The 22,312-nt window shown below is 37.6% G+C and carries 20 protein-coding genes; 17 read left to right on the top strand and 3 right to left on the bottom strand.

Translation table 11 applies throughout. From position 1 onward, the window contains the following. Positions 1 to 183: 183 nt before the first annotated feature. Both JFT89_RS24725 and JFT89_RS24730 read left to right on the top strand, forming a co-directional pair. Entirely contained in the window at positions 184 to 1,836 is a 1,653-nt protein-coding gene (locus tag JFT89_RS24725) for a putative polysaccharide biosynthesis protein (protein ID WP_002089053.1), read from the top strand. 41 nt (positions 1,837 to 1,877) lie between these two features. Next, positions 1,878 to 2,606, top strand: a complete 729-nt coding sequence (locus JFT89_RS24730; protein WP_201040837.1) for a pseudouridine synthase — start codon at positions 1,878 to 1,880, stop codon at positions 2,604 to 2,606. Between the two features lie 83 nt (positions 2,607 to 2,689). On the opposite strand, the gene JFT89_RS24735 is transcribed toward JFT89_RS24730, so the two are convergent. Next, positions 2,690 to 2,911: a DeoR family transcriptional regulator gene (locus tag JFT89_RS24735; RefSeq protein ID WP_000805512.1), complete on the bottom strand. Its 222-nt coding sequence runs from the start codon at positions 2,909 to 2,911 to the stop codon at positions 2,690 to 2,692. 357 nt (positions 2,912 to 3,268) lie between these two features. Here JFT89_RS24735 and pepV point away from each other — a divergent pair, with 357 nt between their 5' ends. The 4 genes from pepV (at position 3,269) to JFT89_RS24755 (ending at position 8,731) form a co-directional block, all read left to right on the top strand. Then, positions 3,269 to 4,675 carry a dipeptidase PepV gene (pepV, locus tag JFT89_RS24740; RefSeq protein ID WP_201040844.1) on the top strand — a complete coding sequence of 469 codons (1,407 nt, stop codon included), beginning with the start codon at positions 3,269 to 3,271 and terminating at the stop codon, positions 4,673 to 4,675. A gap of 103 nt (positions 4,676 to 4,778) precedes the next feature. Continuing rightward, positions 4,779 to 5,324 carry an RNA 2',3'-cyclic phosphodiesterase gene (gene thpR, locus JFT89_RS24745; protein ID WP_201040846.1) on the top strand — a complete coding sequence of 182 codons (546 nt, stop codon included), beginning with the start codon at positions 4,779 to 4,781 and terminating at the stop codon, positions 5,322 to 5,324. Between the two features lie 222 nt (positions 5,325 to 5,546). Then, on the top strand, positions 5,547 to 7,688 hold the full coding sequence (gene pulA / locus JFT89_RS24750; RefSeq protein ID WP_016095974.1) for a type I pullulanase: 2,142 nt from the start codon (positions 5,547 to 5,549) through the stop codon (positions 7,686 to 7,688). Positions 7,689 to 7,933: 245 nt separating this feature from the next. Then, positions 7,934 to 8,731 (top strand): phosphotransferase family protein, encoded by a 798-nt coding sequence (locus JFT89_RS24755; protein ID WP_002034382.1) that lies wholly within the window; start codon positions 7,934 to 7,936, stop codon positions 8,729 to 8,731. Positions 8,732 to 8,734: 3 nt separating this feature from the next. Here the strand turns inward: JFT89_RS24755 and JFT89_RS24760 are convergent, their stop codons facing one another. Further along, a complete protein-coding gene (locus JFT89_RS24760; protein ID WP_002015625.1) occupies positions 8,735 to 9,013 on the bottom strand; it encodes a YtzH-like family protein in 279 nt (92 codons plus the stop codon). 232 nt (positions 9,014 to 9,245) lie between these two features. Here JFT89_RS24760 and trmB point away from each other — a divergent pair, with 232 nt between their 5' ends. Further along, positions 9,246 to 9,899: a tRNA (guanosine(46)-N7)-methyltransferase TrmB gene (gene trmB / locus JFT89_RS24765; RefSeq protein ID WP_002015624.1), complete on the top strand. Its 654-nt coding sequence runs from the start codon at positions 9,246 to 9,248 to the stop codon at positions 9,897 to 9,899. Positions 9,900 to 9,970: 71 nt separating this feature from the next. Then, positions 9,971 to 10,825: a YtnP family quorum-quenching lactonase gene (locus JFT89_RS24770; protein ID WP_087944566.1), complete on the top strand. Its 855-nt coding sequence runs from the start codon at positions 9,971 to 9,973 to the stop codon at positions 10,823 to 10,825. 128 nt (positions 10,826 to 10,953) lie between these two features. On the opposite strand, the gene JFT89_RS24775 is transcribed toward JFT89_RS24770, so the two are convergent. Further along, positions 10,954 to 11,265, bottom strand: coding sequence for a PepSY domain-containing protein (locus tag JFT89_RS24775; protein ID WP_002015622.1), 312 nt, complete (start codon positions 11,263 to 11,265; stop codon positions 10,954 to 10,956). A 148-nt stretch (positions 11,266 to 11,413) separates the two neighbouring features. Here JFT89_RS24775 and JFT89_RS24780 point away from each other — a divergent pair, with 148 nt between their 5' ends. From JFT89_RS24780 to JFT89_RS24820, 9 genes are all read left to right on the top strand, one after another. Beyond that, a complete protein-coding gene (locus JFT89_RS24780; protein ID WP_002089046.1) occupies positions 11,414 to 12,487 on the top strand; it encodes a M42 family metallopeptidase in 1,074 nt (357 codons plus the stop codon). A gap of 289 nt (positions 12,488 to 12,776) precedes the next feature. Further along, on the top strand, positions 12,777 to 13,286 hold the full coding sequence (locus JFT89_RS24785; protein ID WP_201040850.1) for a DUF84 family protein: 510 nt from the start codon (positions 12,777 to 12,779) through the stop codon (positions 13,284 to 13,286). An 83-nt stretch (positions 13,287 to 13,369) separates the two neighbouring features. Then, positions 13,370 to 13,684 (top strand): thioredoxin family protein, encoded by a 315-nt coding sequence (locus JFT89_RS24790; protein WP_002015619.1) that lies wholly within the window; start codon positions 13,370 to 13,372, stop codon positions 13,682 to 13,684. Between the two features lie 79 nt (positions 13,685 to 13,763). Beyond that, positions 13,764 to 14,576, top strand: a complete 813-nt coding sequence (locus tag JFT89_RS24795) for a DUF1444 domain-containing protein (RefSeq protein ID WP_201040852.1) — start codon at positions 13,764 to 13,766, stop codon at positions 14,574 to 14,576. Beyond that, positions 14,573 to 15,187, top strand: coding sequence for a YtpR family tRNA-binding protein (gene ytpR, locus JFT89_RS24800; protein WP_002089041.1), 615 nt, complete (start codon positions 14,573 to 14,575; stop codon positions 15,185 to 15,187). The genes JFT89_RS24795 and ytpR overlap by 4 nt, the downstream gene beginning before the upstream one ends. Positions 15,188 to 15,330: 143 nt before the next feature. Continuing rightward, positions 15,331 to 15,675: a hypothetical protein gene (locus JFT89_RS24805; protein ID WP_002067719.1), complete on the top strand. Its 345-nt coding sequence runs from the start codon at positions 15,331 to 15,333 to the stop codon at positions 15,673 to 15,675. Positions 15,676 to 15,715: 40 nt separating this feature from the next. Continuing rightward, positions 15,716 to 16,672: an N-acetylmuramoyl-L-alanine amidase gene (locus JFT89_RS24810; RefSeq protein WP_201040854.1), complete on the top strand. Its 957-nt coding sequence runs from the start codon at positions 15,716 to 15,718 to the stop codon at positions 16,670 to 16,672. Positions 16,673 to 16,828: 156 nt separating this feature from the next. Continuing rightward, complete coding sequence (locus JFT89_RS24815; RefSeq protein WP_201040856.1) at positions 16,829 to 21,085, top strand: DNA translocase FtsK; 4,257 nt, start codon at positions 16,829 to 16,831, stop codon at positions 21,083 to 21,085. Between the two features lie 61 nt (positions 21,086 to 21,146). Further along, positions 21,147 to 22,265, top strand: a complete 1,119-nt coding sequence (locus JFT89_RS24820) for a nicotinate phosphoribosyltransferase (protein ID WP_002015597.1) — start codon at positions 21,147 to 21,149, stop codon at positions 22,263 to 22,265. Positions 22,266 to 22,312 lie beyond the last annotated feature (47 nt).

The following is a 22,312-nucleotide window of genomic DNA, read 5'->3' on the forward strand; positions in this document are numbered from 1 at the left end:
TCACTTTATCCCGCATTAACGGGCAGTAAAACTCCCACCTCAAAATTCGGCTAGAGCAAAGAAGTTAGTTGGGAGATAAACTGCCCGTAAAAGCCCGATTGGTTCAACTAATAATCAGTGGGGGATGAACAAAACCCCCACTAATTATAGTTTCACTTTATGTAGATGTAGGAGGATTTTCGTATGTCCGATTCAAAATTTCTGCGCGGAACGCTTATTGTGACGTTAGGGACATTTTTAGTAAAGTTCTTAGGCATGATTTACGTTTTTCCGTTTCATGCATTAGTAGGCACAGAAGGCGGAACGCTCTATACATATGGATACATTCCATATACGATATTTTTAAGTATCGCAACGGCAGGAGTGCCGCTTGCTGTTTCTAAGTTTGTTTCCAAATATAATGCACTTGGAGATTATAAAACGAGCCGGAGAATGTTCCGCTCGGGAATGGTTATGATGATAGTGACAGGAGTTCTTTCCTTCTTAGTACTGTACATGACCGCACCATTATTTGCAGAAGCAATGCTTGGTAAACAAAGTTTACAAAATAAGATAGAAGAAGTTACGACGATTATTCGCCTCGTAAGTTTTGCGCTTATTGTTGTGCCGGCAGCAAGTTTGATTCGTGGTTATTTCCAAGGCCACCAATCGATGGGACCGACTACGGTTTCACAAATTATTGAGCAAATTATTCGTATCGTCTTTTTATTAGCGGGTAGTTTCATCGTTATTAAAGTACTTGGCGGTACAGTAGCAACGGCAGTTGGGGTTGCGACATTCGCTGCGTTCGTTTCAGCAGTTGGAGCACTTGGCGTATTAATTTGGTACTGGTTAAAACGTAAAAAATATTTGGATCAATATTTAATTGAGCAAACTGTACCAGAGTCGACGGTAAGTACCGCTCAATTGTTTAAAGAGTTGTTTGCATATGCAATCCCTTACGTTGTAATTGGATTAACAATTCCTTTATATCAACAAATTGATACATTGACATTTAACTCTATTATGCAGGCGATTGGTCAAGGAGATATCGCAGAGCGAGCACTCGGTATTTTCACGATGTGGACGCATAAATTAATTATGATTCCAGTATCACTTGCAACAGCGTTTAGTTTAACGCTCGTGCCAGCGATTACAAAATCGTTTACTGAAAAGCAATACCGTTATTTGAAATTACAAATTACACAAACATTCCAGGCGAATATGTTTTTAACATTGCCAGCAGTTGTCGGTATTTCTACACTTGCATATCCGATTTACACTGCTTTCTACGATTCAGACCCACTAGGTGGACAAGTATTAATGTGGTATGCGCCAGTTGCATTGTTATTCGCTTTATTCACAGTAACAGCAGCAATTCTGCAAGGGATTAACCAGCAGAAACATGCGGTTATTGCGCTTGTGATGGGTGTTATTTTGAAATTTGCATGTAACGTAATCTTTATTCGTTATTTCGGTACAGTTGGGGCGATTTTGGCTACTGCAGTCGGTTTCTTAGCTTCCGTATGGTATACGAATAGACAAATCAAAAAACACGCACACTATTCATTTGGTGTTGTATATAAGAGAACATTCCAAATTGCAGTCTTAACACTTGTAATGGTTATTGCTGTAAAACTATCACAATGGCTTCTATCCTTCATGATTTCGCCTGATGGCCGTATTGGTGCTCTTATTACAGTTGCGATTTGTGCAGGTATTGGTGGTCTTGTTTACGGATTGTTAGCGATTCGCACGGGAGTACTAGAAAGAGTATTTGGCGGAGAAGCTTTAGAGAAAATCCAGCGTAAACTTGGTAGTAGATTCAAAATAAAGTTGAAATCAAAAGGGGCGTAAATACGTCCCCTTTTCTATGATAAATAAAGAAGGTGAAGAACATGAGATTAGATAAATTATTAGCGAATATGGGACACGGAAGTAGAAAAGAAGTAAAGAAATTACTGAAAGACGGCGTTGTGAAGATTGATGGAACGCCAGTGAAAGATGCGAAGTTTCATGTGAATATAGAAGAGCAAGAAGTTATGATTCACGGTGAAGTTGTTGAATATAAAGAGTTTGTTTATTTAATGATGCATAAACCACAAGGTGTTATTTCAGCGACAGAAGATGATAACCACGAAACAGTAATAGATTTATTAGAATTAGAAGATGCGATTTTCGATCCATTCCCTGTTGGAAGGCTCGATATTGATACAGAAGGTTTCTTATTAATCACAAATGATGGTAAGTTAACGCATCAACTATTATCTCCGAAAAAGCATGTGCCGAAAAAATATTATGCGCACATTTCAGGCGTTGTAACGGAAGAGGATGTAAAAGAGTTTTCAAAAGGTGTTATCTTAGAAGATGGCTATGAAACGAAGCCAGGCGAACTTACAATTTTAAAAAGTGATGATATTTCTGAGATTGAACTCGTTATTACAGAAGGAAAATTCCATCAAGTGAAGCGTATGTTTGAAGCGGTAGGGAAAAAAGTAGTTTATTTAAAGAGAACAGAGATGGGACCTTTAATGTTAGATGAAGAGTTAGAACTTGGGCAATATCGTGAATTAACAGATGAAGAAGTAGAAATGTTAAAGACGTATCAAGTAGATAACGAAAAGTAACGCCAATTTCAGAGCATAGAAAAGACCCCTTTCTAATGAGTTAGAAAGGGGTATGTATTTATTTACATACAATTATTTTTTTGTTATGAGGTCATTCTCACTTTCTTTCCTGTCGTTGTCCACTTGCCGCGGCAAGGGCTATACACGAGTTCATTAAACTGCAACACATTTAGATCACGTTGTATCGTTCGCGGTGTGATTCCGAACTCATCTACAAGGTCTTTCGTTGTTACCGTACCGTTTTCATTGATGTACATATAAATTGATTTAATGCGTGTTAGCATACGAGTAGTTGTAGGTTTCAAGAGAAAACCACTCCTCTACTAGTTTTTTTGACCCCATTCAGGAAAGAAGGTCGTTACTACCATTGTACTCTACATGATAAAATTCATGCTTTAATCTACTTAAATTTTACAAAAGTTTAACAAATATTCATATAGAAAAATATTGGTAGTTGACATTGTATGTCTGGTCAGTCAACTAACTCATAAATTTCTACGTAAAACGCCAAATTCCTGCAAATTTTTTTAAAAAAATAAAAGAAAAACTAATAAGAAATATCTGAAATATTACAATTGTCCGTTATTAGGTTTTCATGTATGGCATAAGAGATTTTCGTTTGCTATGATGAAAGAGACAATATAGTGAAGGATGGATGCGTGATGTCGACGATTAATTGGACAGAAGAAGTTACAAAACGAAAAGATGATTTAATTCGTGATACACAAAAATTTTTACAAATTAAAAGTGTATGGGAAGAAGAATCTGCGAAAGAGGGCGCACCATTTGGTGAAGGTGTAGAAAAAGCCTTATCTTTCATGTTACATAAAGGAGAAGCAGAAGGTTTCTGTTCTAAAAATTTAGAAGGATATGCAGGTCATCTTGAAATGGGACAGGGAGAAGAATTAGTAGGTATTCTTTGTCACGTTGATGTTGTACCAGAAGGAGATGGCTGGACAACTCCTGCGTATAGTGCGGATATTCGCGACGGGAAGATTTTTGCACGCGGTGCAATTGATGATAAAGGGCCGACGATGGCAGCTTACTATGCGATGAAAATCGTTAAAGAATTGGGCTTACCTCTTTCAAAACGTGTTCGTATGATTTTAGGAACAGATGAGGAAAGTAATTGGAAGTGTGTAGATCATTATTTTAAAAATGAAGAAATGCCAACAATCGGTTTTGCGCCGGATGCAGATTTTCCTATTATTAATGCGGAAAAAGGAATTTCTGACATACAAGTTGTGCAAAGTGGTGGCGAAGAGAAAGAAGGCACATTTAAGCTTATTTCATTTGAGTCAGGTCGTCGTTTAAATATGGTTCCTGATTTTGCAGAAGCAGTTATTACAGGAGAAGATGTAAATACACTTACAGTAGCATATGAAGAGTATTTACAAACTGCTAAAAAAATAGGTAAAGCAATTGTAGAAGGAAAGACGGTGACGTTGCAAATCAAAGGGATTTCAGCTCACGGATCTACTCCGGAAAAGGGAGAAAATGCAGGTTTATTATTGGTAAACTTCTTAACGAAAGTTTCTCTTGATGGAAAAGGGGCTTCATTTACCTCGTTTGTAACAGAAACATTTACAGGTGATATTATTGGAGAAAAAGCTGGTATTTCTTATAAAGACGATATTAGCGGGCCGTTAACAGTGAATGTTGGTCGCCTGTCTTACTCGCAAGAAAACGGTGGTAATTTAGGATTAAATGTACGCTATCCAGTTACAACTAACTTTGAAAAAACGATTGCAAAGTTAAAAGAATATGTTGGTACTCATGGATTTGAAGTAGCGGATTATTCTAACTCTCGCCCGCATCACGTTGACAAAGATCATACGTTAATTCGTACTTTGCAACGTGTATATGAAGAACAAACTGGTGAAAAAGCTGAATTGTTAGCAATTGGCGGTGGTACTTATGCTCGTTCATTGAAAGCTGGCGTTGCATTTGGCCCGCTATTCCCTGGAAAAGAAGAACTTGCGCATCAAAAAGATGAGTACATTGAAATTGAAGATTTATTAAAAGCGACAGCGATTTATGCTCAGGCAATTCATGAATTAGCAAAATAAAAGATATGTAAATAATGACCGCTCTCTACTTTAGAGGGCGGATTCTTTTTAGCTGAATGAGATAAGGAAGAAAAGCAACAATAACATAAAGGAGACGATGTAGATGGTGCCGCATTATTTTGTCGCAGTAACTTTACCACGTCATATAAAAGAAATTCTTTCTAATTATAAAGAGGAAATGAAGGATGAATTACCATTTCGCTCGTGGGTACATGAAGAAGACTATCATATTACCCTTTCATTTTTAGGAAGTGCGACAGAGGCACAGTTAGAAGGAATAAAGAATGGATTACAAACACTTACAGAAAAAACGGAATTATCGTTCACGTTACAAGGACTTTCTACATTCGGACAGGTGGACCAGCCGCGTATATTTTGGGCGGGGATAAGTGATAATCAAGATTTGTTTACTTTACAAAAGCAAGTGCATACAATTTGTGAAGAAAATGGCTTCTCTCTAGATACACGTCCTTATCATCCACATATTACTGTTGCGCGTAAATGGGTAGGAGAAAAAGTGTTTGATCTGACAAATGTAAAAGAGTTACCTGTAACATCATTTCAAGCAGATACGATTACTTTGTATGAATCTCACGTTAAGGAAACGCCGAAGTATAAATCGATTACTGAAATAAAACTACAAAAATAGAATGTATGAAAACGTTTTTTATACAGGTGAATATACTATAGGGAATAATGTGTTACTGTATAGAGCTTCGCTGATAAGAAAACCCTTATCACTTGCAGCTCGTTTCACCCCTCTACTGCCCATAAAGGCCCGATTGGTTCAACTAATAATCAGTGGGAGTAAAGCGTTCACACTGATTAAAGTTTCACTTTATTTTAATTTTGAGAATGATGGTGATTTTTTATGTTGAAAGTAAAACGTCCATTTGATGCCTATTTAGATGAAATGAATAAAATTACAATTTTGCTCCCGCATGCGTATGGAACAAGCCGGACATTTCGTTTACAAGAAGGAAGCAATGTGAAAGAGTTACCGATTGTTCATACTATTGCTCTTCCAGATGCAACGAAGTATGAATGTTTTATAGAAGAGCCGATAGATGTGGGGAAGTATTATACAGTACGGGATGAACGGAATGAAGAAACAGATTTACAAATAGGCGCTGTGATTCGAACAGTAGTTTTCGATGAAAAATATTATTACGAAGGTACCGACTTAGGTGCTGTGTATAAAAAAGAAGAAACAATATTTAAAGTATGGGCTCCGACTGCAAGGCTTGCGAAAGTACGGATTTATAAAAGTGATAAAGAATATATTGATTATGAAATGTACAGAGAAGAAAACGGAGTGTGGATTCATACATTACAAGGTGATCATGATGGAGCACGATATACATTCCTTGTTTGTATTAATTTAATATGGAACGAAGCGGTTGACCCTTATGCAAAGTCTGCGACGATAAATGGAAAATACGGCGTCGTTATCGATTTGGAAAAAACGAATGTGACAAAACGAGTAGAATTATCACCATTACAGTCAATGACAGATGCCATATTGTATGAACTGCATATTCGTGACGCTACTATTCACCCAAACAGTGGGGTGAATAAGAAAGGAACATATAAAGGGCTAATGGAAGAGGAGACAGTAGGGCGAAATGGGACATTAACAGGATTGTCTCATATAAAAGATTTAGGCGTTACACATGTTGAACTATTACCTTTACATTGTTTTGGTGGTATAGATGAAGTGAATCCTGCTTCCGCATATAATTGGGGCTACAATCCGTTATATTACAATATACCAACAGGATTTTATGTTACAAACCTTTCTGATCCATATAACAGGATAGTAGAGTGTAAACAACTAATTGAAACATTTCATGATCACGGCATCAGGGTGATTATAGATGTTGTATATAATCATGTTTATGAAAGAGAATTATCATCATTTGAGAAGCTTGTCCCGGGATATTATTTTCGTCATGGGGAAGACGGTATGCCTTCTAATGGGACGGGAGTTGGAAATGATATAGCATCTGAACGGAAAATGATGAGGAAATTTATTATAGAATCTGTTTTATATTGGCTTACTGAATACAATGTTGATGGATTCCGATTTGATTTAATGGGAATTTTAGATGTTGAAACGATGAATGAATTAGAAAAAGAAGTACGAAAAATAAAGCAGGATGCGCTGTTATTAGGTGAAGGATGGGATTTACAAACACCGATTCCTCTTGAAGAGAAAGCAACGTTAAATAATGCGAATAAAATGCCATGTATCGCACAGTTTAATGATCAATTTCGTGATGGAATAAAAGGAAGTACTTTTAATATTAATAAACGTGGCTTTGCATTTGGTGGGCATGTAGATTGTAATCATTTGCAGTATATAGTAGCTGGTAGCCTTTTAAGTATGAAAGAAACAGGATTGTTCCTAGAGCCAATGCAAAGCATCAACTATGTAGAATGTCATGACAATATGACGATGTGGGATAAACTAGTGCAAAGTAATCCAGAATCAGAAGAAATTTTGAAAAGGCGTCATCGTTTAGCAACTGCAATGGTTATTCTTTCACAAGGGATTCCTTTCTTACATGCGGGGCAAGAATTTTATCGTACGAAGCAAGGGAATGAAAATAGTTATAATGCAAATGATGAAATTAATCAATTAGATTGGGATCAAAAAGAGAAAGAGATGGAGACCGTTAACTATATAAAAGGGTTAATTGCGATTCGCAAAGGGCACGGGGCATTCCGATTACAAAATGCAGACCTTATAAAAACGCATATGACTTTTTTGCAAACATCTACAGAAGTACTGGCATACCACCTAGAGCATGTAGAATTATTTGGACCGTGGAAAGAGATTGTAGTTTTATTTAATAGCGGTTTAGAAGCTAAAACGGTGCAGCTTCCAAAAGAAGAAACGTGGCATGTGTTAGTAAACGAAAAGCAAGCGAAAATAGAGCCAATTTCTTCATTTAGAGGAAAGGAACTTCAATTGGCTCCAATTAGCACGTATATATTGACGATAATGTGACAAATCGCTACTTGACGATGAGAATGTAATAAATGTAGAATTGACAAAGGTGACGATTTTCATAAGTTGTCATTCTATGATTGATTTTGTAAAATAAACTAGAAGAACAGGTGATTTATCCTGTTTTCGGCTTATGCCAAGTTTTTTCATTCAAATACAGTAAAATATATGAATCCACAACATGTGTAGAAATGTTGCGGTTTTTCTTTTCATAACTATAAAAGATAAGGATTTGTTAACGGGTAATGAATATGGAATGGTTGGAACAATTATTAGGAAAAGAGTGGAGTCTTATACCGGCTGGTGGAGTAACGGGCGATGCATATATTGCGCAAAACGGACAACAAAAGTTATTTTTAAAGCGGAATACATCGCCCTTTTTAGCGGTATTGTCAGCAGAAGGAATTGTTCCAAAATTACTTTGGACAAGAAGGGTAACGAACGGTGATGTAATTTCTGCTCAAAAATGGCTTCCGGGACAGAAGTTAGAGCCAGAGGATATGAAACTAGAACGTGTTGCGAAACTTTTGAAGAAAATACACTCCTCTAAAGCGCTTGTGCAGATGATTCAAAGGCTAGGAAAGCAGCCGCTTCATGCGCAAGAGTTATTACAACAATTACAGCTCGTTTTAAGAGGAGATATAAGAGTTGATGAAACAATTCAGCAAGGTCTTCAATATTTAACGGAGTCATTAAAAGATATTGAGTACAATGAATTCGTTGTATGCCATTGTGATGTAAACCATAACAATTGGATATTGTCGGACGAAGATGAATTGTTTTTAATTGATTGGGATGGGGCTGTTATTGCTGACCCAGCTTTAGATCTTGGTATGTTATTATATTGGTATGTTCCGCGCCATGAATGGAGTGAGTGGCTCGGATATTATGAGATTGAACTAGATGAATCATTGCTTAGGCGTATGAGATGGTATGTGATAGCACAAACGATTTTATCTATGCAATGGCACACAACAAAAAAGCAGCAAGCAGAAGCTAAATATTGGCATCAATATTTACAGCAACTACTTGCTTCAGAATAATACTTAAGAAAAATTGTCCATTCCAGCAATCCACTGAGTAAGTTGTTCTTGATTATTGGAAATATGGTTGTCCAAATTAGAGGAAGATTTACCCGATTGACTATAAGAATATACATCGTTTAGCATTACTTTAGTGTCACTACTTATACTATCGTTTGCGAGTAACGATTGAATGAGTCGCTCTAATTGCTCGCATTCAGAAACTGTCCCGCAGCAATCACTTTGATGGTTGATTAAAATATCTTTTAACACTTCTAATTGATGCTGTTGATTAATTGGCATGAACGGATCATCCTTTCGAGTGTTTTTCTCTCCCTAGAAATGTAAGAGAAAAAGCTGTTTCGTCATGGAATGTTTAATGCTTTATGTAGTTTTTATCAAAATGGTACATCTTATACTTGAAAGAAACGGACCGAGTGCTCGTACGTACTTGGTTTTTTGTTTGATAGATTGATTAAAACAGAAAGAAGGAATTTTTCCTTTAAAATAGTTTTGTAAAGAGAGGGAGACATCTATGCGTTTAAGACATAAGCCTTATGCAATGGATCGAATTAATGAGTATTCACATATCGTAATTGGAAACCCAGAGGAGAGCGCTGGTAACTGGAAAGAAATATTTGGAAATGAACAGCCAATTCATATTGAAGTAGGTACAGGACGTGGCCGCTTTATGTATGATATGGCAAAAGCAAATCCGCATATTAACTATATTGGAATTGAAAAATTCACAAGTGTTGTTGTAGATGCACTTGATAAATTAATTGAAGAAGAAGTACCGAACTTAAAGTTAATTAATAAAGATGCTGAAGATTTAACAGTTTTCTTTGCGAAAGGTGAAATTGACCGCGTTTATTTAAACTTCTCAGATCCATGGCCGAAGAATCGTCATACGAAGCGTCGTTTAACGTATAAAACATTTTTACGCAATTATGAAGAAGTGTTAGTAGATGGCGGAGAAATTCATTTCAAAACTGATAACCAAGGTTTATTTGAATATTCTATTATGAGTATGGCTGAGTATGGTATGTTATTAACTTACCTTAGCCTAGATCTTCATAATAGTGATTATGAAGGAAACATTATGACAGAATACGAAGAGAAATTTTCTAGTAAAGGTCATCGTATTTATCGAGTTGAAGCAAAATATCGTACGGAACCTATGCAGTAATGCATAGGTTTTTTATACGAAAAAATAATCGGAATATTATGTTAAAATTAAATGGAAAAGGGGGATGGGATATGGAACAGTTACAAATTGGAAATATAAAAGTGACGTGGCTAAAAGGTGGGAATACACATTTAGATGGAGGCGCGATGTTTGGAGTTGTGCCAAAAGTACTTTGGTCACGAAAATATAAACATAATGATACAAATCATATTTATTTACGAACAGATCCGTTACTCTTACAAACGAAAGAAGGAAACATGCTTATTGATTCAGGGATAGGGAATGGTAAATTGAATGAGAAAATGAAGCGGAATCAAGGTGTAACAGAAGAATCATCAGTTAAGGAATCTTTAGAAAAATTGGGACTGCATAATGAAGATATTCATTATGTCTTAATGACGCATCTTCATTTTGACCATGCATCTGGTTTAACAAAATGGGAGGGAAATCACCTTGTTCCGGCGTTTCCGAACGCAACGATTTATGTAAGTGAGACTGAATGGAATGAAATGAAAAATCCGAATGTTAGATCGCGTAATACATATTGGAAGGAAAATTGGGAGCCAATCGTTGATAAGATTGTTACGTTCAGGAAAGAAATAGAAATTACGGATGAAATAAAGATGGTGCATACGGGTGGTCATAGCGATGGACATGCCGTTGTCGTCCTTGAAAGTCAGGGTGAAACGATGCTTCATTTAGCGGATATTTTACCGACGCATGCACATCAAAATGTATTATGGGTAATGGCATACGATGACTATCCAATGACATCGATTGAACATAAACAAAAGTGGATGAAGTATGGTACTGAAAAAGAGGCGTGGTTTACTTTTTATCATGATGCATATTACCGTGCAGTAAAGTGGAATGAGGAAGGGCATATAGTGGAGAAGATAGAGAGAAAAACAAATATAGAAGCTTAATATTAATAAGAGGAAGGTGTCCAAAAATATTTATTGGAACAATCTCCACTTATTATGTATTGCTGTTATTATCAGCTTTTGTTGGTAATTCTAAAAAAAAAGAGGTTCACCTAAGGGGAAACCTCTTTTTATGCTGCTATAACCTCTAAAACAGTACCTGTTTTAGCATCAACTAAAAATTCAAATCGTTCTTGTATTTCATCTAACATCGTTGTAAGACCGCCGCGATAAACTTCGTACGCGACATCATATTTTTCAAATGCCTCCGGAACCATATGTACCCAAGAGCCAGTAATTTCACCTTTATGACTTAATGCTTGTTTCACCATTTTTAATGCTTTTTCTGAAGAAATATGGGATTGTTCTTGTACTTTGTTTGCAACGAAATAACCAGCTGCGAACCCAACGCCAAGACCTGTGACTAAACCTTTCCAGCTCATATATTCACCTCAATTCTGTAAAATAAAAATAGTGTACCAATAATAATTATAATGCAAATGCAACTAAAAAAGAAGAAACTAGAAACATTTCGAAAATTTCGTTACAATAAAAGAGGTATTCTACTAAGGTTTGAAAGAAGGGGACTTCGTGAATAAAGAGACATTACAATTATTTCGTACGTTAACAGAATTACAAGGTGCATCAGGTTTTGAACATGATGTGCGCAGTTTTATGAAGCAAGAATTAAGCAAATATGCTGATGAGATTGTGCAAGACGGTTTAGGTAGCGTATTTGGTCTGAAAAAAGGGGACGAAACTGGCCCGCGCGTTCTTGTAGCAGGTCATATGGATGAAGTAGGTTTCATGGTTACGCAAATTACGAAAAATGGGATGCTTCGTTTTCAAACGTTAGGTGGCTGGTGGAGCCAAGTACTATTAGCTCAGCGTGTACAAGTTATGACGAAGAATGGTCCTGTTATTGGGGTTGTTGGTTCCATTCCTCCTCATTTATTAAGTGATGCGCAACGTGCAAAACCGATGGATATAAAAAATATGTTAATTGATATAGGTGCAGATAGTTATGAAGATGCGATTGAAATTGGCATAAAGCCAGGGCAACAAATCGTTCCAATCTGCCCATTCACGCCAATGGCAAATGAAAAGAAAATTATGGCGAAAGCTTGGGACAACCGCTATGGATGTGGCCTTGCTATCGAATTGCTAAAAGAATTAAAAGATGAAACATTACCAAACACATTATACTCTGGTGCGACTGTACAAGAAGAAGTAGGTCTTCGCGGAGCACAAACTGCTGCAAATATGATTCAACCAGATATTTTCTATGCGCTTGATGCAAGTCCAGCAAATGATGCATCTGGTGATAAGACGCAGTTCGGTCAATTAGGAAAAGGCGCTCTTCTTCGTATTTATGACCGTACAATGGTAACACATAGAGGAATGCGCGAATTCATTTTAGATACAGCAGAAACACATAACATTCCGTACCAATACTTTATTTCACAAGGTGGTACAGATGCGGGCCGTGTGCATACAAGTAACTCTGGTATCCCATCAGCAGTAATTGGTGTTTGTGCACGCTACATTCATACACATGCTTCTATTTTACATGTTGATGATTATGCGGCAGCGAAGGAATTAATTACGAAGCTTGTGAGAGCAACGGACAAAACGACGTTAGAGACAATTAAGAATAACGCGTAAAGAGGAAGGGTGAAAAACCCTTCTTTTTTTAGGTTGAATAGATGACCCAGCGATGAATGGGAGCGATCAGTGCCTAGTTGGTGTTCGAGCGATGTATTAAGACCGCGGATAGGAAGAGAGAGGAAGGCTGTTTTTGGAAAACCTTTTCTTTTTTTAGGTGGGAGAGATGATACAGAGATGCGTGTGTGCGGTCAGGCGCACTACGGTATAAATCTCAGTCATTAAGACTGATTTGGTGTTCGAGGCTAGTATTAGGATAGAATGATGAATTTATATAGAGGTGAATGAAATGAAGGTAGTAGTTGGATCGAAGAATAAGACGAAGGTTGGGGCTGTGGAGAAGGTTTGGGAAGATGCTGAAATTACATCTCTTTCTGTTCCATCAGGAGTAGCAAATCAGCCTTTTTCAGATGAAGAGACGATGCAAGGAGCAGTAAATAGAGCGAAGAGAGCATTGCAGGAAGGTGCAGCTCATATCGGCATTGGGCTAGAAGGCGGCGTTATGAAAACGGAGCATGGGTTATTTATGTGTAACTGGGGTGCTTTAGCGACGATTGAAGGTAAAACATTTGTTGCGGGCGGGGCGCGTATTAAGTTACCAGACGATTTTTTAGCACCGCTTGAAGAAGGAAAAGAGCTAAGTGAAGTGATGGAAGAGTTTGTAGAGCGAGAAGATATTCGTAGTCACGAAGGTGCTATCGGTATTTTTACAGATGATTATGTCGACCGAACGGAATTATTTGTACACGTTGTTAAGTTACTTGTTGGGCAATATAAGTATGATGAAAAGCAATCATAAACCTTGCACCATGCGCGATGTATGGTAGTATAAAGAAAAGATTATAGTGTGAAAAAGTGCACTCGTTAGAGGAGGAAATATAGATGAAATCATTAGAAAGCATGGAACAATTCCAAGAATTAAAAAATGAAGAGAATGTAGTCTTCATGTTCTCAGCAGAATGGTGCCCAGATTGCCGTTTCGTTGATCCATTTATGCCAGAAGTAGAAGAGAAGTATAGTGATTTCTCATTTTACTATGTAGATCGTGATGAATTTATTGATTTATGCGTGAAAGTAGACGTATTTGGCATTCCAAGCTTTGTAGCGTACAATAAAGGTGAAGAAACTGGACGCTATGTAAATAAAGATCGTAAAACACAAGAGCAAATCGAAGAGTTTATTGAAGGTTTAAAATAAGACAATTAGCCAATTGAATTGTAAAAACAACCTCTACCTTCGCGGGGGAGGTTATTTTTTTGGAAGGGAGGAAAAAGAGATGAAAATGACAAGTAAAAAGATGAAAGACGAGTTAATGAAGAAATTATCTCGACCAGAATGGGACTTTCATTATGATAGCGAGAAAGAAGTTCTTCGTATTGAACAAACAGACTCGAAAAAAGGTATTAACGTATCACTTCCAGGAGTAGTTGCAAAATGGGAAGTGAACAAAGAAAAAGCAATTGAAGAGGTCGCTTATTACGTACAAGAAGCGCTAATTGCAATGCATAAAGAAGAAAATAGCACGGCGAAAATTTTACCTGTTATTCGCTCTACTTCTTTCCCGAAACAATCAGAAGAAGGAAATCCGTTTATGATGACGGACCATACGGCGGAAACACGTATTTACTATGCGCTAGATTCTAATAAAACGTATCGATTAATTAATGAGCGCTTATTGCAAAAATTAGAGCTTACAGAGGAACAAGTACGTGAAATGGCATTATTTAATGCTCGCTCATTAGGCTATGAATTTAAGCAGGAGACAGTAGCAGGTAATACATTCTACTTTTTAAACACAAATGATGGATACGATGCGAGTCGTATTTTAAACGAATCGTTACTACATTCGATGCGTGAAAAGATCTCTGGTGATATGGTTGTTGCAGTTCCTCACCAAGATGTATTAATTATTGCTGATATCGTCAACGAAATCGGTTATGATATTATTGCACAAATGACAATGAAATTTTTTGCCGAAGGGCATGTTCCGATTACATCACTTTCATTCGTATATGAAGATGGGGATTTTGAACCAATCTTTATTTTAGCGAAGAATCGGAAGAAGACAGATGGAAAAGAGAAAGGATGAACGAAGTGAACGTTTTTTACAACCTTGAAGGAATTGGTGACACTTTAATTGTTACCTTACAAGATATTACTTTAGAAAACCGTACATTTGACCGCAAAGGAGATGTTGCTCGCGTATACGATCGTGAAAGCAACGTAACAGCAGGATTCAACATCTTTAATGCGTCTTCTTATGTAGAAGTAACAGACAACGGAAACGTTACATTAACGAAAGAGTTTGTTGAAAAAATTAACGGAATTTTAGCGAAGAATGGCTTTGAAGAAAAAGTAGAAGCTGATTTCACGCCGAAATTTGTTGTAGGCTATGTAGCTGAAAAAGAGAAGCATCCAAATGCTGATAAATTAAACATTTGTACAGTAGAAATCGGTACAGAAACATTACAAATCGTATGTGGTGCACCAAACGTTGACGCAGGACAAAAAGTTGTTGTTGCAAAAATCGGTGCTGTAATGCCAAGTGGTATGTTAATTAAACCAGCTGAACTTCGCGGTGTTCCTTCTTCTGGAATGATTTGCTCTGCACGTGAGTTAGAGCTTCCAGATGCTCCAGAAGAAAAAGGTATTCTTGTATTAGAAGATAGCTTTGAAGTTGGACAAGAATTTAAATTTTAATTGATGTTAGAAAAAGTAGTCTCGCATATGTGAGGCTATTTTTTTGTGCGAAATTCCTAGGATTGTAACGTTTCCTCTCAAAATCCATATTGTATTTCAAAAATGGATTAGGTAAAATTTAGAAAAAAGAAGGGGGTAGACGTATGAAACAACAACCAAAAATTGCAGAACTTCTGAAACGAATTGAAACTTCAAAACAGCAAGATATCGAGTTAGGTTCCTATGAAATATATGTGTTTAGTGAAAGTGAATTAGAAAAAGGGCAAATCGGTTACCGATATGATAAACATAAAAATTCATTAATAAGCAATGAAAGCGGAAAATGGCAAGAAGGATGGATTGTTTTCGGATATGAAACGGATATGGGAGATCCTGTTTTCGTTAATGTAGATGAAGATACTTACCCTGTTTATACAGCTGAGCGAGGTACGGAAACGTGGCAACCGATTTATATCGGAAGTATGGATGAGATTATAAAACAATTATAAGAAATACTTTGAGCCCGGTGCAAAGTGATAGGAGAGAAAAATGAAGTATATAAAAATAATGAGCGCTATTGCAGTCATTGGAATATATATGGGAGGTTGTTCGCAAGAAGAGCCGAAAAAAGAAACAATATCTTCTATACAAGAAAAAAACAAAGATAACAAGGAAGACGCACCGGTAGAAAAGCAGCAAGAAGAACAAGAAAAGAAAGAACAGCCGCAAGCAATTCAAACGAATGAGGAAGTGGAACATAAGCAGGAGGAAGTGCCGGCCGAGGAAAAGAAAGAGGAAACGACACCGCTACAGCCAACTGAGCAACCAGTACAAAATAATGAACAAAAAGTAGAGAGTAATGAAAAACAAGAAAAGTTTCTCGTCGTTATTGATCCAGGGCATCAACAAAAAGCGAATTTAAATTTAGAGCCAATTGGTCCAGGAGCAACTACGCAAAAATATAAAGTAACAGACGGAACAGCGGGAGTTGTAACGAAAAAGAGGGAATCAGTTCTTGTATTAGAGATGGCTTTTATATTGAAAGAAAAACTGGAAGCAAAAGGTGTACAAGTATTGATGACGAGAACGTCACATGAGGTTGATATAAGTAATAAGGAACGAGCAACATTCGCGAATGATCATAAAGCGAATTTATTTTTGCGCCTTCATGCAGACGGTTCTGAAAACAAAAACCAAAGTGGGTTCGCTGTATTGACGCCAGCAGAAGGAAATCCGTATACGAAAGAGATTTATGCTGAAAGTCTTCAAATCTCTCAAACGATAGTAAATAAAATGAGAGAGAATCATCAAGTGAAAGTAAATGGAATTAAATTTAGGGACGATCTTTCTGGATTTAATTGGGCAAAAGTTCCTGGCGTGCTATTAGAACTTGGATTTATGTCAAACCCTGAAGAAGACAAAAAATTATCTGACTCACAGTATGTAAATTCTTTATTGCAAAGTGTAACGGATAGTGTGGATGAATATCGGAAGGGTAAAGATTAAACGAGGTCTTACATGTAAGACCTCGTTTTTCTATATGAAAAACAATCGTGAATTAGAATATTATGGATAAAACTAATATGCTTAATTTTACCTGCACTTTTTGCCGAATGCTGATACAATAAAGGATGTTACTATTTAGTAGAAAGAGTGGTAAACATGTTAGATTGGATGAAAAAGCTGTTTAACAAAGAGGAAGAAAAAACAGTGATGAATAAAGAAGTACCGGCACAAATTGAAAGTCAGCCGAAAATTCCTCGTGTAAACCACTACACTGAAGCAAGAGAAGCACAAATGGCAAGTCGAAATGCAGGGAAATGTCGTTTTCCATTAATACCAGATAATGGCTTCGATGAGGAGGATGTAAGAGAACTGCCTAACTTTGAAGAACAACCTATTCAAAGGGGAGCATATGAAGAACAGCCTACTCAAAGAGGAATAAAAGTGGAAAGAAGCAGACGACCGTATGTGGAAACAGAAGCACCTACATATGAGGAACCGGAATTGCAATATGAACCGGAACCAGAGCCTGTCGTAAAAAAAGCATTCGTACCGTCGCAAGAAAGTAACCGTAGACCATTTCGTCCAACAGAAATGATTTCTCCGATTTATGGATATAACCGTCCTTCAGTAGAAACGAAGGTTGTGCAGGAGGAAGAAAAGGAAAGAGAAGATCTTGAAATATCTGTTGAAGGAAAAGCTGTTGTTGACGCATGGTTAGAGAAAAAGGGATATACATTATCTGACTTTTCGGGAGTTCTACAAGGAAGTTCATCTGTTAAGAACGGAGTGAACGAACGAAGTAATAAAGTAGAAGAAAAATCGGTTGTGGATACATGGTTAGAGAAAAACGGTTACGAAGTTGAACGTCAAGCCCCTTCATTAGAAGAAAGCCTAAGTGATGATTTGCTTCATAAAACAGTAGGACAGCATGTGGAAAAAGAGGCTACAATTGTACAAGCCTTGAAGCAGGAGCAAGATGTAGTGGCGTTATCATCTACAGAAGATAACGAAGAAACTTTACAAGAAGAGTCAATAGATTCTAAAGTAGAGCATGTGTATTCGATATTAACAGAAGAAAATGAATGTAATACAGAAATAGAAGAAACTGTTGCTGAAGTTGCAGCAAATCAAGTCGAAGAAGAAACCTTAGAAGATGTAGTGATTGTAAAAGCAGATGAAAAGCTTGAAGAAACAATTACTGTAGAAATACCAGATGCTTTTGAAGAAGCTAAGGAAGCAGAAGAAGTTGTGGAATTAGAAGCAACTGAGGAAGTAATAGAAGAAGTTGTGGAATTAGAGAAATCTGAGGAAGCGACAGAAGAAGTTGTGGAATTAGAGAAACCTGAGGAAGCGACAGAAGAAGTTGTGGAATTAGAAGAAGCTAAGGAAGCGACAGAAGAAGTTGTGGAATTAGAGGAAGCTGAGGAAGCGATAGAAGAAGTTGTGGAATTAGAGGAAGCTGAGGAAGCGATAGAAGAAGTTGTGGAATTAGAGAAATCTGAGGAAGCGACAGAAGAAGTTGCGGAGTTAGAAGAATCTAAAGAAGCAGAAGAAGTTGCGGAGTTAGAGGAATCTAAAGAAGCAGAAGAAGTTGCGGAGTTAGAAGAAGCTAAGGAAGCAGAAGAAGTTGTGGAATTAGAGGAATCTAAAGAAGCAGAAGAAGTTGCGGAGTTAGAAGAAGCTAAGGAAGCAGAAGAGGTTGTGGAATTAGAAGAATCTGAGGAAGCAGAAGAAGTTGCGGAGTTAGAAGAATCTAAAGAAGCAGAAGAAGTTGCGGAGTTAGAGGAATCTAAAGAAGCAGAAGAAGTTGCGGAGTTAGAAGAAGCTAAGGAAGCAGAAGAAGTTGTGGAATTAGAGGAATCTAAAGAAGCAGAAGAAGTTGCGGAGTTAGAAGAAGCTAAGGAAGCAGAAGAAGTTGTGGAATTAGAGGAATCTAAAGAAGCAGAAGAAGTTGCGGAGTTAGAAGAAGCTAAGGAAGCAGAAGAGGTTGTGGAATTAGAAGAATCTGAGGAAGAAGAAGAAGTTGTGGAGTTAGAAGAATCTGAGGAAGCAGAAGAAGCTGTGGAATTAGAGGAATCTAAGGAAATAGAATCAGTTACGGAATTCGCATTAGAGGAAACACCGCAAGAAGAAGTAATTGAAGAAACGATGAATACAGAGTCGTTAGAAAATATAGCAGTTGAAGAGCAACCAGTGATTTCTCAGCAAGAAACAATTGAGTTCATGGAAGAAAGTGAAGTATTCGTACCAGTTTCAGAAGCAGATGAGCAAACGAAGAAAGATGTTCAAAGCTTTGCGAATGTTTTAATTGAAGAAGCTGAAGAAAAGAAACAAGTTGTTGAAGAACAGCCTGCTGCACAAAAAGAAGAGCCGAAACGTGAGAAAAAGCGTCATGTTCCATTTAACGTTGTCATGTTAAAACAAGACAGAAAGAAGTTAATGGAAAGACATGCGGTACGAACGAACGTAACGCAATCTACTGTGGGTGAACGAGTAACGGAAAAACCAATGCAGCAAGTAGCGGTAGAAGCTCAAGTGGAAGAAAAACCGATGCAGCAAGTGGTAGTGGAACCGCAAGTGGAAGAAAAACCGATGCAGCAAGTGGTAGTAGAACCACAAGTGGAAGAAAGTCCAGTGCAGCAAGTGATAGTAGAACCACAAATGGAAGAAAAGCCAATGCAGCAAATGGTAGTAGAACCACAAGTGGAAGAAAAACCAATGCAGCAAGTAGCGGTAGAAGCTCAAGTGGAAGAAAAGCCAATGCAGCAAGTGGTAGTAGAAGCTCAAGTGGAAGAAAAACCGATGCAGCAAGTGGTAGTAGAAGCTCAAGTGGAAGAAAAACCAATGCAGCAAGTGGTAGTAGAAGCTCAAGTGGAAGAAAAGCCAATGCAACAAGTACAAGAGCCAATTTCAAGTACGGAAGTACAAGAGAAAGCATATGTTGTAAATCAAAAAGAGAATGATATGCGCAACGTACTACAAGCGCCACCGAAGTATGAACTTCCGCCATTAACGTTGTTGTCAATTCCACAGCAGGCAGCATTAGATAATACGGAGTGGCTAGAAGAACAGGAAGAATTATTAAATACGACATTTAATAATTTCCATGTTGGAGCACATGTTATTAATGTGTCACAAGGGCCGGCGGTAACTCGTTTTGAAGTACAACCAGACCCAGGTGTGAAAGTAAATAAAATTACAAATTTAAGTGATGATATTAAGTTAAGTTTAGCTGCGAAAGATATTCGAATTGAAGCGCCAATTCCAGGGAAGAGTGCAATTGGAATTGAAGTTCCAAACAAGGAAAGTAAGCCAGTATTCCTGCGTGAAATTTTAAGAAGTCCTGTATTTACAAAGAGTGAATCACCGCTTACAGTTGCGCTGGGGCTTGATATTTCAGGTGATCCAATTGTAACGGATATTCGAAAAATGCCACATGGACTTATTGCGGGTGCAACTGGTTCAGGGAAAAGTGTGTGCATTAACGCGATTTTAACGAGCATTTTATATAAAGCGAAGCCGCATGAAGTGAAGTTGATACTAATTGATCCGAAGATGGTTGAGCTTGCACCATACAATTCTGTTCCACATCTTGTAGCACCTGTTATTACTGACGTAAAAGCAGCTACAGCTGCGTTAAAGTGGGCGGTTGAAGAGATGGAACGTCGTTATGAATTGTTTGCTCATGCTGGTGCTCGTGATTTAACTCGTTACAATACGATTGTAAGTGGTAGAGAAATCCCAGGTGAGACATTACCTTATATTGTAATTGTCATTGACGAGTTAGCGGACTTAATGATGGTTGCTCCTGGTGATGTGGAGGAAGCGATTTGTCGTATTGCACAAAAAGCTCGTGCTTGTGGTATTCACTTATTAGTTGCGACGCAGCGTCCATCTGTAGACGTTATTACAGGTTTAATTAAATCAAACATTCCAACGCGTATTGCGTTTACAGTATCATCTCAAGTTGATTCGCGTACGATTATCGATATTGGGGGCGCGGAGAAGTTACTTGGTCGTGGTGATATGCTATTTTTAGGAAACGGCACATCTAAACCAGTTCGTGTACAAGGTGTATACGTATCAGATGATGAGATTGAAAGAACAGTTGATCATGTGAAAAAGCAAATGAAGCCAAACTACTTATTTAAGCAAGAGGATTTATTAGCAAAATCAGAGCAGAGTGAGTCTGAAGATGAACTATTTTTTGATGCATGTCAATTTGTTGTAGAGCAAGGGGGAGCGTCCACATCTTCTGTACAGAGAAAATTCCGCATAGGTTATAATCGCGCGGCACGTCTAATTGAAGAGATGGAGTCGCAAGGGATTATTTCTGAAGGAAGAGGAACGAAACCGAGAGATGTCCTTATTTCTGAGGATGAATTCGCTGCTATGCAGGAAACAAATGTATAGGAAACGGTTTTGCTGTATACTAAGAGAAAATGTTGGATAGTAAAGTAGGGAGTAAAGCGACATGAAAGAAATTGAATTAAAATTAAAAGGTGAAATAAATCGACTAACAAATAAAACATTTAAATTTGATGAACGTGTTGGAGAAGGCTGGTTCTCTGCCGTTTACTTTTTAAAAACTAGAGAAATCATTGAAGAATTTCGCCCGAAAAGTGTTGTAACAATGCAGTTTTTCCAAAAAGAACATGCAGTTCTTTGCGGAGCAGATGAGGTAATCGCATTGCTACAAACATTTGCCAAAAATCCTGAGGAATTAGAAATTCATTCTTTAAAGGATGGCGATAATATTAGTCCGTTTGAAACAGTTTTAACAATTCATGGTCCTTATGAATACTTCGGCTTTTTAGAAGGTGTAATTGATGGGATTTTAGCTCGTCGTACATCAGTTGCGACAAACGTATATAACGTTGTCCAAGCTGCACGTAGTGTAGATAAAGAAAAACCGGTTATTTTCATGGGAGATCGTGACGATCATTATACGCAACAAGCTGGTGACGGCTATGCGGCATACATCGGAGGTATGAGCGCGCAAGCGACGCATGCAATGAATGAATGGTGGGGCAGAAGTGGTATGGGGACAATGCCTCACGCTTTAATTCAAATGTTTAATGGTGATGTTGTTGAAGCTGCAAAGGCATATCATAAAAAATTCCCAGAAGATGAATTAGTCGTACTAATTGATTATAACAATGATGTCATTACAGATGCACTTCGCGTAGCGCGTGAATTTGGATCAACATTAAAAGGTGTACGTGTCGATACGTCTCGCACAATGATTGATCAATACTTCATTCGTCACCCAGAAGTACTTGGAACATTCGATCCACGTGGTGTAAATCCATCACTTGTATTTGCACTTCGTAAGGCTCTTGATGAGGAAGGGTTCCAACATGTAGATATCGTTGTAACTGGTGGGTTTGATGAGAAGCGTATTCGTGAATTTGAAGCTCAAAATGTTCCTGTCGATATATACGGAGTAGGAAGTAGCTTATTAAAAATGAATATTGGTTTTACTGGTGATAACGTAGAATTAAATGGAAAACCAGAAGCAAAAGCTGGTCGTAAATACCGTCCAAATTCACGTCTAGAGCGTGTTCAATTAGAAACAAAAGAAGATATGTAAAAGCGAGAAAAACTGATAGGTGATTGACCCTATCAGTTTTTCTGTTA

Source organism: Bacillus sp. TH25, assembly GCF_016650935.1.
Taxonomy (GTDB): domain Bacteria; phylum Bacillota; class Bacilli; order Bacillales; family Bacillaceae_G; genus Bacillus_A; species Bacillus_A mycoides.